The 11811-nt window shown below is 60.4% G+C and carries 10 protein-coding genes and 1 rRNA gene; 7 read left to right on the top strand and 4 right to left on the bottom strand.

The features are described from left to right. Window positions 1–108: ribosomal RNA gene (gene rrf / locus AACY08_RS08425) — 5S ribosomal RNA — on the top strand; the annotation flags it as partial. A 259-nt stretch (window positions 109–367) separates the two neighbouring features. After that, window positions 368–2260: a penicillin-binding protein 2 gene (gene mrdA, locus AACY08_RS08420; protein ID WP_339469026.1), complete on the top strand. Its 1893-nt coding sequence runs from the start codon at window positions 368–370 to the stop codon at window positions 2258–2260. Window position 2261: 1 nt separating this feature from the next. On the opposite strand, the gene AACY08_RS08415 is transcribed toward mrdA, so the two are convergent. Next, window positions 2262–2663: a GFA family protein gene (locus AACY08_RS08415; protein WP_339469025.1), complete on the bottom strand. Its 402-nt coding sequence runs from the start codon at window positions 2661–2663 to the stop codon at window positions 2262–2264. 391 nt (window positions 2664–3054) lie between these two features. Between AACY08_RS08415 and AACY08_RS08410 the strand changes: the two genes are divergently transcribed. From AACY08_RS08410 to AACY08_RS08390, 5 genes are all read left to right on the top strand, one after another. Then, window positions 3055–3291: a hypothetical protein gene (locus AACY08_RS08410; protein ID WP_339421130.1), complete on the top strand. Its 237-nt coding sequence runs from the start codon at window positions 3055–3057 to the stop codon at window positions 3289–3291. Between the two features lie 79 nt (window positions 3292–3370). Next, entirely contained in the window at window positions 3371–3835 is a 465-nt protein-coding gene (locus tag AACY08_RS08405) for an SRPBCC family protein (protein WP_339469023.1), read from the top strand. Between the two features lie 105 nt (window positions 3836–3940). Next, a complete protein-coding gene (locus AACY08_RS08400) occupies window positions 3941–6298 on the top strand; it encodes a DNA polymerase II (protein ID WP_339469022.1) in 2358 nt (785 codons plus the stop codon). A 66-nt stretch (window positions 6299–6364) separates the two neighbouring features. Beyond that, window positions 6365–6997 carry a glutathione S-transferase gene (locus AACY08_RS08395; protein ID WP_339469021.1) on the top strand — a complete coding sequence of 211 codons (633 nt, stop codon included), beginning with the start codon at window positions 6365–6367 and terminating at the stop codon, window positions 6995–6997. Window positions 6998–7161: 164 nt separating this feature from the next. Continuing rightward, complete coding sequence (locus AACY08_RS08390) at window positions 7162–7743, top strand: DUF4174 domain-containing protein (RefSeq protein ID WP_339469020.1); 582 nt, start codon at window positions 7162–7164, stop codon at window positions 7741–7743. Window positions 7744–7896: 153 nt separating this feature from the next. Here the strand turns inward: AACY08_RS08390 and AACY08_RS08385 are convergent, their stop codons facing one another. Genes AACY08_RS08385 through AACY08_RS08375 form a run of 3 tightly spaced genes read right to left on the bottom strand, consistent with a single transcriptional unit; the run spans window position 7897 to window position 11811 of the window. Further along, a complete protein-coding gene (locus AACY08_RS08385) occupies window positions 7897–8952 on the bottom strand; it encodes an acyltransferase family protein (protein WP_339469018.1) in 1056 nt (351 codons plus the stop codon). Window positions 8953–8974: 22 nt separating this feature from the next. Continuing rightward, entirely contained in the window at window positions 8975–10384 is a 1410-nt protein-coding gene (murJ, locus tag AACY08_RS08380) for a murein biosynthesis integral membrane protein MurJ (RefSeq protein WP_339469017.1), read from the bottom strand. Beyond that, the gene (locus tag AACY08_RS08375) at window positions 10384–11811 is read right to left on the bottom strand and encodes an O-antigen ligase family protein (RefSeq protein WP_339469035.1); all 1428 of its coding nucleotides are present in this window, start codon (window positions 11809–11811) and stop codon (window positions 10384–10386) included. The genes murJ and AACY08_RS08375 overlap by 1 nt, the downstream gene beginning before the upstream one ends.

Below are 11811 nucleotides of genomic sequence, written 5' to 3'. Positions count from 1 at the left end.
CCATAGAGCATTGGAACCACCTGATCCCATCCCGAACTCAGTAGTGAAACGATGCATCGCCGATGGTAGTGTGGGGTTTCCCCATGTGAGAGTAGGTCATCGTCAAGATTAAATTCCGAAACCCCTGCTTGCTAACGCAAACAGGGGTTTTGTTTTGGGCGGTCGAAAAGTCTCAGGAGGAAGGGCTTGTCACCGTTCCCCTTGCTGTAATCCGAGCCTCCATGAAAGATTCCTCATACAGCATACCGTTGGGTAAAACGATACAAAGTGTTTCTGCATTTTTGGTATGGTGCAGCACATTTTCACAGGGATTGATCTTTAATCCGCAGGACGCGGCGTCGACTTTCTTTAACGAGATGCTGTAGAAATGCCTGAACCGATACCGATCAAAGATCACGAAAAAGAAAACCGCCTTGTTAACAAGCGCCTGCTCGCCTGCGCACTGTTAGTGATTGGCATCACCTGCGCCTTGGTAGGCCGTATGTATTTTCTGCAGGTGGTGCAGTACGACTATCATTCCACCATTTCTGAAAACAACCGTGTCCACGTGTTGCCCATCACACCAACGCGCGGGTTGATCTATGACCGCAATGGTGTGGTGCTTGCCGACAACCGCCCCAGCTACAACCTGACCATCACCCGTGAGCGCGCCACTGACCTCAAAGGTGAGCTGGACGCCATCATCCGTTTGCTGCACCTGCCCACCGAAGACCGTGCTGTGTTCGACAAGGCGCTCAAACAAGCACGCCACCCCTTCGTGCCTGTGACATTGTTTTACGAGCTGACCGAAGAACAGATCGCGCTGCTGGCTGTGAACGAATTCCGCCTGCCTGGGGTAGACGTAGAACCGCAATTCGTTCGCCACTATCCTCTGGGCGCCCACTTTGCCCATTCCATCGGGTATGTGGGACGGATCAATGAGAAAGAATCCAAAACGCTCGACTCTGTGGAGTATCGCGGTACGCAATCCATCGGCAAGACCGGTATCGAGCGCTTCTACGAGTCCGAGCTGCATGGTCACGTAGGCTATGAAGAAGTCGAGACCAATGCTCAGGGCCGCGTACTTCGCGTACTCAAACACACGGATCCGATCCCGGGCAAAAACATTGTGCTGAGCCTCGACGTGCACCTTCAGGAAGCGGCGGAAGAAGCCCTCGGTAATCGCCGTGGCTCGGTGGTTGCCCTCGACCCGCAAACCGGGGAAGTGCTGGCCATGGTCAGCAAGCCGAGTTTCGACCCAAACCTGTTCGTCACCGGCATCAGCTTCAAGGAATATGCCGCGTTGCATGACTCCATCGACCGGCCACTGTTCAACCGCGTCCTTAGAGGACTTTACGCGCCGGGCTCGACCATCAAGCCTGAAGTCGCCATTGCCGGCCTCGACAGCGGTGTCGTCACGGCGCAAACCCGTGTCTTCGACCCCGGTTACTACCAACTGCCGGATTTTGACCACAAATACCGCAATTGGAACCACAGCGGCGACGGCTGGGTAGACATGGACGCCGCCATCATGCGCTCCAACGACACCTACTTTTACGAACTGGCCCACAAGCTGGGCATTGACCGCCTGCATGACTACTTGGCGGAATTCGGCCTGGGCCAGAAAGTGTCGCTGGATATGTTCGAAGAGTCAGCCGGCCTGATGCCATCCCAGGCCTGGAAGCGCGCCACCCGGCGTCAGCCGTGGTTCCCGGGTGAAACCGTGATCCTCGGCATCGGCCAGGGCTATATGCAAGTCACGCCGCTGCAACTGGCCCAGGCCACTGCTTTGATCGCCAATAAAGGTGTGTGGAACCGACCGCATCTGGCCAAGACCATCAACGGCGTGCCGCCCGTGGATGAAAATCCGATGCCTAACGTGGTCCTTAAGGACCCGCGCGATTGGGAGCAGGTCAACCACGGCATGCAACTGGTGATGCACGATCCACGCGGTATTGCACGCGCGGCGGCACAAGGTGCGCAATACCGCATTGCCGGCAAGAGTGGTACGGCGCAAGTGGTGGCGATCAAGCAGGGTGAGCGTTACAACCGCGAAAAGACCCAGGAGCGCCACCGTGACAACGCCTTGTTCGTCGGCTTCGCTCCGGCGGAGCATCCGAAAATCGTGATCTCGGTGATGATCGAAAACGGCGAGGCCGGCGGCCGCGTCGCGGGGCCGGTAGTACGTCAGATTATGGATGCCTGGTTGCTCAATCAGGAAGGCCACCTGAAACCGCAATATGCGACGCCGGCTAAGGCGCCTGGCGACCCAAAGGTTTAAATCATACTTGCCATTCGTCCCATTGCTCTACGCCTTGGTAGGCAAGCCAGGGCACGTCATGGGCTGTCCAGATATGCGCGGTGGCCGTGACACCCGGATCATCATCCAGCGTCGCCACCCGCACAATGACATGGGGTTGATGCCCACGCTCTGCCATCAGATGCGAGCCACAGCGCGAGCAGAAATGCCTGAGTTTGCCTGGCGAAGATTCGAAAGACGCCAGCAGCTCCACGCCCCGCGTCCAGCGAAAGTGTTCGCGCATCACGCCGGCCGTCGCCACAAAGGCCGCCGCATGCACCTTGCGGCAGCTGTGACAATGGCAGTGGCTGATGGGCATATCCAAGCTGTCTAGCTGATACTGCACGGCTTTGCAGAAACAACTTCCATGGAGCTGTTCAGTCATGGTGCGTCACCTCAGGGGGAGGGGGGAGAATCTACCTTTTGCCGCCGCGTTGCGCATCACTGTCATACAAGCCATTTGCCTTAGTCCTACATTGCGCTAAATTGCGAGGCGTTCTCATTCGTGCGCAATATCACTATGCCGTTGTCCGCTGGGCCCCATCCTACCCACGAACCTATTGGCCAACTCTACAGTGGCCACCCCCGCTGGTTGGTCAGTTGGTTACCTGCGCGCCTGGGTTGTTCCCATCAGGCTGCAGACCTAGCTCAAGACACCTTAGCCGTTTGTTGCTGGCCGAGCGCGCGAAGCCGGTGGCCGCTGACTTGAAGGAGGCCCGGCACTTTCTGGTGACGATTGCCAAGCGAATGATGATACAGCTTTCGCCGAAAAGCCCTTGAGCACGCCTACCTCCAGGCCATCGCTGGCACCACCACGCGCGGTGTCGAAACTGAGATTTCCGGTGAATTGGCCGCAGGCTGGAACGTGTTCGGCGGCTATACCTCCCGCGAGTCTCACGGCGAACGTCAACAACCTGTTCGACAAGAAATATTACGACGGCATGGGCACATTCAACTCAGGTTCCTACGGCGATCCGCGCAATGCGATGGTCAACGCCAAATGGAAATTCTGAAGTAAGTAGCAACACCAATGCGTGACCGAAAGGTTGCGCATTAGTCGATGTCGCCTACTGTCAATGCAGGAGGTGACGTATGCACGTATTCGACCGCATAGAACGAAAAGTACTGCTCAATGCTCCACGTAAACGGGTGTGGGAAGCACTGACAGACGCCGAACAATTCGGCCGATGGTTTCGGATTGCACTCACGGGCAAGGCGTTTGTCGCGGGGCAAACCGTTGAAGCGCCTATCACCTACCCAGGTTACGAATATGTGATCTGGAAGGTGAAAATCGAACGCATCCTGCCGCAAACACTGTTCTCTTTCTGGTGGCATCCGTTCGCGGTGGAAGAGGGCGTCGACTATGACCAGGAGACCCCGACGTTGGTGGAGTTCACCATTGAAGACCGTGCTCCGGGCATTCTGCTACGGGTGGTCGAATCGGGTTTTGACGCAGTGCCTGAGGCGAGGCGGCAAAAAGCCTTCAAAATGAATTCCCGTGGCTGGGACGAACAGATGAGCAACATCGAAACCTATCTGAGCCAGGCTGGGCCCTAAACAGCATCATGATTGTTGGGGCAGCCGTCATGAGCGTTAACGTGCCGCACTCGTGCGATGCCGAGTAGAATCACGCCCTGAAAGCGATTCCTGAGGTGCGTTACGGTGGATTTACAGCAGGGTTTTGTCCTGACCCGGCATTGGCGTGATACCCCGGCGGGCACGGAGGTGAGCTTCTGGCTGGCGACCGACCACGGCCCGAGGTTTATCCGCCTCCCCGTGCAGACCTCGGTAATGTTTATCCCCGAAGCCCATCGCAAGCCGCTGGATTGGCTGCTCAAGGGCGAGCGCGACATCGAATTGCGCCCGTTGCAGTTGTGCGATTTCCATCACCGCCCGGTCCTGGGTCTTTACACCCGCCAGCACCGCCAGGCGATGGACGTGGAAAAACGCCTGCGCGCTGCCGGTGTGGATGTCTACGAAGGTGACGTGCGCCCACCCGAGCGCTACATGATGGAGCGTTTCATCACCGCACCGGTGTGGTTCGGTGGCACTCCCGACGCAAACGGCGTGCTCTGCGACGCGCAGATGAAACCCGCGCCCGACTACCGCCCGCCGCTGAAACTGGTGTCCCTCGACATCGAGACTACCGCCCAGGGCGATCTCTATTCCATCGCTCTCGAAGGCTGTGGCGAACGCCAGGTGTACATGCTCGGCCCGCCGAACAACATCGACGCAGTGGACTTCAAGCTCGACTACTGCGACACCCGCGCGCAATTGCTCGAACGACTCAACCAATGGCTTGCCCAGCACGACCCCGATGCGATCATCGGTTGGAACGTGGTGCAGTTCGACCTGCGTGTCCTCCACGAACACGCCCAGCGCCTCAACGTGCCGCTGATGCTTGGGCGTGGCGAAGAACCGATGGCCTGGCGCGAACACGGTAGCCGTAATCACTACTTCGCGGCGGCGGCGGGGCGGCTGATCATCGATGGCATCGAGGCCCTGCGCTCGGCCACCTGGAGCTTCGAATCCTTCAGCCTGGAAAACGTCGCGCAAACCCTGTTGGGCGAGGGCAAGGACATCTCCACGCCGTACCAGCGCATGGACGAAATCAACCGCATGTTCGCCGAGGACAAGCCCGCCCTGGCACGCTACAACCTCAAGGACTGCGAGCTGGTCACGCGGATTTTCAAGAAGACTGAGCTGCTCAAGTTCTTGTTGGAGCGCGCCAGCGTCACCGGGTTGCCGGCTGACCGCAACGGTGGCTCTGTCGCCGCGTTCACCCATTTGTACATGCCGTTGATGCACCGCCAGGGCTTTGTCGCGCCAAACCTGGGCGACAAACCGCCCCAGGCCAGCCCCGGCGGGTTTGTCATGGACTCGCGCCCCGGTCTCTACGAATCGGTGCTGGTACTCGATTACAAAAGCCTCTACCCGTCGATCATCCGCAGTTTCCTGATCGACCCGGTGGGCCTGATCGAAGGCCTCAAGTACCCCGATGACAGTGCGTCGGTGGAAGGCTTTCGCGGCGCGCGTTTTTCCCGCACCCGGCACTGCCTGCCCTCAATCGTCGCGCGGGTCTCCGAAGGCCGCGAAGTGGCCAAGCGCGAACACAATGCGCCGCTGTCCCAGGCCCTGAAAATCATCATGAACGCCTTCTACGGCGTACTCGGTTCCAGCGGCTGCCGTTTCTTCGATACACGGCTCGCTTCGTCAATCACCCTGCGCGGTCACCAGATCATGCGCCAGACCCGCGAACTGGTCGAAGCCCAAGGCTATGAGGTGATCTACGGCGACACCGACTCCACCTTCGTCTGGCTCGGCAGCGCGCATTCCCAGGAAGAGGCCAGCCGCATTGGACGGGCGTTGGTGCAACACGTCAACGACTGGTGGCGCGAGCGCCTGCTAACGGCGTTCGGCCTGCAAAGCGCCCTGGAACTGCAATACGAAACCCACTTCACGCGCTTCCTCATGCCGACCATTCGTGGCGCGGAGGAGGGCAGCAAGAAGCGCTACGCCGGCCTTGTCGTGCGTAGCGATGGCAGCGAAGAAATGGTCTACAAAGGCCTGGAAATCGTGCGCAGCGACTGGTCGCCCCTGGCCCGCCGATTCCAGCAGGAGCTGTACCAGCGCATCTTCCATCGCCAGCCCCACCAGGACTACATACGCGACTACGTGCGCCGTACCCTGAGCGGCGAATTCGATGAGTTGCTGATCTACCGCAAACGCCTGCGCCGACGGCTGGACGATTACGAGCGCAACGTGCCGCCGCATGTGCGTGCTGCGCGCCTGGCGGACGAATACAACGACCGCCTGAACCGCCCCCGTCAATACCAGCGCGGTGGCTGGATCAGCTACGTGATCAGCGTCAACGGCCCGGAACCCCTCGAAGTGCGGCAAGCACCCATCGACTACGACCACTACGTCACCCGGCAATTGCAGCCGGTGGCCGACGCTATCCTGCCGTTTGTGAATGACGATTTCAGCACGCTGGTCGGCGGGCAAATGGGCTTGTTTTAAAACACTTGATTCGACTCCGTGGTTACTTGCACTCTTGGGCGCAGGCACCGCTAGGAGGACAGGCCCATGTACACGCTCTACGGCATCGACGAATCCGGTTCCTGCATGATTGAAATCGCCCTGCAACGATGTGCGGTGCCGTGGCGAAGGGTAGACGCGGCCTCCTGGGCGGAAGGTGAGGGCAGTGCGGAGCTGGCCCGTATCAACCCGCTCAAACAGGTGCCCAGCCTGGTCACCCCCGACGGCCAAGTGCTGACGGAAAGCGCAGCGATCCTGATCCATCTGGGCCTGGAGTTTCCCGGCTCCGACCTGCTGGCCGGCAACCGTGCGCAGATCATTCGCGGCTTGGTGTATATCGCGGCCAATTGCTATTCGGCGATCGGCATTATCGATTACCCGCAACGCTGGATCGGCGACGTCAACGAAACGGTGCAGGCGCAGCTTGTTACGGGCACCCGGCGCTACCTGCACCAGGCCTGGGTGATATTTGCCGATCAGTTTGCCGGGCATTTGTTTGGCCCGAACCACACGCCGAATGCACTGGGCTTGATGGCCGCAGCGGTGTCGCGCTGGGACGAGGCACGGGACGCATTGAACGGGCTGGCGCCGAGCTTTGCCCAGAGTCTGGCGCAAGTGGATGCCGACCCCATCGTTGCCCCCGTATTGGCGAGGCATTGGCCGGAGTGGAAGGTCTCATGAAGTTTCCGCAATCAGTGGAAACAATGACAGTTGAACCCACCAAACCCTTGCGTAGCGGGCGTCCTGACCTACGCTTTATTAAAGTGATGTAGGAATCATCCTTGAATTTGACTGTCGCAGACATGAAACTCAAGAACCCTGCATGGAATTCAAAGGAGGTGCGCATGCTCATCCGGTCGCTGACCCTGGCTACCTTGATGGCTTTAACGGGGCCGCTGTTGGCTGCTGATGATATCAACCCGCTCAAGCAGGACTTGGGTAAAGCCCGGCCGCTGGTGGTGGTGGAGCTTGATGCTGGCAACGACACCTTGGCGACCCTAAAGAAACAGTTGGACGAGCCTGCGACCAAGCAGTCCTTTGAAGAGCGCAGCATGGTGTTCTACACCGTGAAATTCGGCAGCATCGGTGCCGAAGGGGAGAAGTTCGCCAAGGACCCAAAGGACAACAAAAAGCTCACGCCGCCCGAAACCAACGCGCTGATTCGTGCCCTCAAACTGGGCGCCGGCAGTGGCACTAAAGTGATCCTGGTGGGCAAGGACGGTGAGAAGAAAGTCGAGAAGACCGTGCCACCGGATACCCTCGACTTGAAGGAGTTTTTCGCGGCTATCGACCAAATGCCGATGGCAGAAAAAGAAGCGGCCGCGGCCGCAGAGCCTGAACCAGCAGCACCCGCTGCTGCGCCGGCCAAGGGTGCCAAACCGGCCAAGCACGGCAGTAAGCCAGCTTCGCAACAACTCGACGACTGATATACATAACCCTTTGTGGGCGTCCGTCGTCCGTCTTGCCCGCGATGGCTATAAGTATCTGCACAAACCTGTAGTAATGGGCGGGGCAAGCCCGCTCACACAGGTTGCTCTCGAGATGTGTAGATACCAATGCTGCGCATCTTCAAGTGTTCCTTACGTTGCCGCCTTCTCCCCGGTCGCCTTACGCACTGGAAACGGAAAGTAGAAAAACCGCAAAAACGCCACCCGCTTGATCACTTCCCCGATCAATAACGGCACCACCACCGCCACCACAAACCCCACGCACGCCGCCGGCAGTGCAGGCAGCCCCAAGCGCTCCATCAGGTCGAAGGACTTGTGCTGGATCTCGCCGTGGAAGATCAGCAGGATCAAGGTGTTCTGGCCGATGTAGGTCATGGCCCGGGTGACCCAGGCCGAGACCATCAGCACCCGCGCCAGCGCCCAGCAGGCATAAACGCCGATCGCGGCCGGCAGTGTGGTCCAGAACCAATGGTCGTAGCGACGCTGTGCCAGGTCCATGGTGTCCCAGGTGAAGGTGAACACCAGGGCGAACAGCGCGATCGAGATCAACAGCGTCAGCCAGGAACCCGAGTGCCGGCGCAACCAATCGCGCAACAGGTAGCCGACAATGAAGTAAGTGCTGCTGATCAGCGTGATATCCAGGCTGAACGGCAGGCCTGGCAGCACCCACGTATGCTCGCCGAAGGTGACCGGCAGTTGCCAGAACCACGGCAGCATCCAGGCGCCTAGGATCAATTGCAGTGCCACCAGCGCGAGGCTCAACCACAGCGACAGCTTCAAGCGCTGGATCAACCGCAGCATCACCCAACTGAACAGGATCGCCACCCAGAAGTGCGGCAGAAACCACAGCGCCTGCCACGGGAGGGTGTCCACCGAGGCATACAGCACGCCACCCACATCCGGTAGCAGCGGCTGGCCGCGCAGAATGCTGCGCACGACCACGTAGGTGAGCATCGTGAAGAGAAACGGCTTGAGCAGGCCATCGGCCTTGCGCACCGCCATCTCCACGAACGGTTGTTCAGGCTTGAAGAACACCCCCGACAAAAAGAAGAACAACGGCAAGATAAACGACGCCAGTACCGGGTACAGCAAGTCCGGCGAGGTGGCGACGAACCAGCTGTGGGCAAATACGATCACCAGGATGCCGATACCCTTGGCAATATCCATTTGAATCCAGCGATGTTTCATCTGAGTTGTCCCGATTGATCGTTCATGCCTTACGCCACGGCTTCAGCCACAGCCCCATCCCGAGCAACACCACCGCGCCGGTCAGGGTGCCCAGCCCCAGTTGCAGCCACACGCCTTCAACCCGAAACAGCGCCAGCGCCACCACGCCCATCAGCACTGCACTGAGCAGCCAATGCCGGGCCCAGGGCAGGGCGCCAAGCAAGGCTTGGCGCTGCATAAGCAGTAACGCGGTGCAGATCACCCCGGCCAGCGCAGCCAGAGGAATGCCGGCCAGGCCGAACATAAAAGGCAGGGCGCCGAGCAGCAGCACATTGACCAGGCTACCGAGCAATTCGCAGCGCAGTGGCTGACGTGTATCGCCAGCGGCATAGGCATAGCGCGCGAGCAAGGCGTTCCAGGCGCCGAACACCAGTGGCACAGCAAACCAAGCCAGCAACAGTGGCAACGGCGAGTCCACCGATTGCTTGGGCAGCAGCAACGCCACCAGGCTCGGTGCCGCCACCACCAGGCCAACGCCAGCGGGCAGGGTCAGCACGCTGGCGGTTTCCAGGCCGCGCTTGAGCAGGGCCAGGCGTTCATCGCCCTGGCGACGGCTCATCATGCCCAGCAGCACTTGGTTGAGGCTCATTAGCGCAATCAGCGGCAGGTTCATCAGCTTGCGCGCCAGGTTGACCCAGGTCACCGCGCCTTCCCCCAGCAACGACGCCACCAGCCGCTCGATCAGCGCCAGGCCCTGGCTCGCGCCATTGCTTAACAACAGTGGACCGATGCGCTGGCTCAGCTCCCGTAGTGGCGCCAACGACAATTGCCAATGCCATGGCCGCCAACCCTGACGCCACATCGACGGCAGCAGCGCCAACGGCATCAACAGGCTGCCGGCCAGGCACGCCAGTGCCAGGGAGTGCGGTTGGGTGGCGGTACCCGCGAACGCGAGGTAGGTCACCGGCGGCAGGTTGAACAACAATGAGCCCAAGCCTGCCAGCACAAAACGCTCGCTGGCCTGCAACGGAATACTGAACAGTGCATGCAGCATCAGCCCCGGCATGCACCACGCGACAATCTGCAAGTTGCCGCTCGCCAACGCCGTCGCACTGGCCGCCAAGCCCGGCCCAAGCAGTTGCACCAACCACGGCGCCAACAGCGTCAGCAGCAGGCTGATGACCAGCGCGATCAGCAGCAACGTCGGAAACAACACCGCCAACCAGCCCAGCCGCTCGTCGTCTTTGCGCGCGAGATAAAGCGGCAGCGCAGCGGCGCTCAGCACACCGCCAGCCAGAGACATGCGCAGCGCCTCCGGCAAAAACAGCGCGATCAGGAACGCATCACTGCGCTCACCCGCACCCCAGGCCGCCACCAGCAACCATTCGCGGGCGAAGCCCAGGCACAAGCCCAGCAGCGTCGCCAGGGTCAGCCAGACCGCGGAGCCCAGCATCAGGGTTGCGCACCATCAATCAACGGTTTGCGCAACGCCACGCTTTTTGCCTGTGGCAGGCGCGCCGGAAACAGTCGGCGGGCCTCCAGCACATTGATCCCCACCATCAGCCAGAGCAGCGCGACCATCACCACCGCAAAGCTGAAGTAGTGGTCGAACAGGCCGCTGACCAGCGCCGAGAGAATCCCGGCGGTGGTGCCCAGCCATAGCGCGTTGTCTTTCGTCAGACGGATCGGGCCGCTGTCCGGGCGCGCTTCACGCCACCAGCGCACCGTCACCGCCACAAAAAACAGCATGCCGACGATGCCGGTCTTGTAGACGAAGTTCAGCCACAGGTTCGAGATGCCCAGCAACTGAGTGCCCGGTACCGGTGGATCCACCTTGAAGCCAATACCGAACGGGTATGCCCCCACCGCCTGCGGGAACATGCGGTACTCGTCGAAGCGCACTTCGGTACTGGCGTTATCCGACGAAAAGATCGTCGCCAGGCGCTCCTGCAATGGTGGATAAGCCATCACCAACGCCACCGTCAGCGCCGCACCGATCATCAGCAGGCGGCCGGTGTAGGGCACACGGCGCGTGGCCATCCACATCAGCACCAATGCCAGGCTGACCATCGCGCCGCGGCTGCTGGCCAACAGCAGCGCCGCCGCGCCCAGGCACGCCACGCTCAGGCCAAGCGCGCGCTTCCAGCCTTGCTCGGTCATGCCGAAACAGAAGGCCAGGGGCAGCAGCAACGCCATGATCCCGCCGATGGCATTCGGGTGCATCCACGGCGAGCCCATGCGCGAAGACATGGCCTCCAGGCCGAACTTCAACATGTCGAAGTTGGCGTAGTTGAACAGCCCCAGGATCGGCGCAATGCCGGCCGCGGATCGCGTGCGCACAAACACTGCAATCGACAGCACCAGCATCGCCAGGCTGCCCAGCAGCAGGGCGATTACCAGCGATTCGCGGCGCTTGTGATCCACCAGCAATTTAGCGCAGAGGAATACCGCCGACAGGTTCAACAACCAGCGCAACCAGTTGGCCACGCCGCTGGTGTCGGCGTGGATGGTGACTTGGCCGACGATAAACGGGAACACACTGAACAGCATCAGCCACAGCAGCATCTGGTCGGTAGGCCGGCGGGAGAGGCTCGGTGTGTCGGGCAGGCGCGCCAGGAAGTTGTGCCACAGCACCGCGCCCCATGTCAGCGCCAGGATGGCTTCGCTGACCGTACTGCGAATACCCAGGTTGACTGTGGAGTACGGCATGAACGTGGCGATCAGGGCAAACAGCAACAAGCCCCAGAACGGAAAGCGCAGGATGGTCACGGCCCCAGCCAGGCCGATCACGGCGAGGAACGCCTTGGCCGGTGACAGCAGCAGTGCGAGGGCGCCAAACAGCAGGCCGAACAGGATTGCGAAGAGGCTGGGCAAATTTAT

The sequence above is a fragment of the Pseudomonas sp. EL_65y_Pfl1_R83 genome (assembly GCF_963970695.1).
Taxonomy (GTDB): Bacteria; Pseudomonadota; Gammaproteobacteria; order Pseudomonadales; family Pseudomonadaceae; genus Aquipseudomonas; species Aquipseudomonas tritici.
The sequence above is the reverse complement of the archived record's forward strand: the minus strand, read 5'-3'. Positions and strand labels throughout refer to the sequence as shown.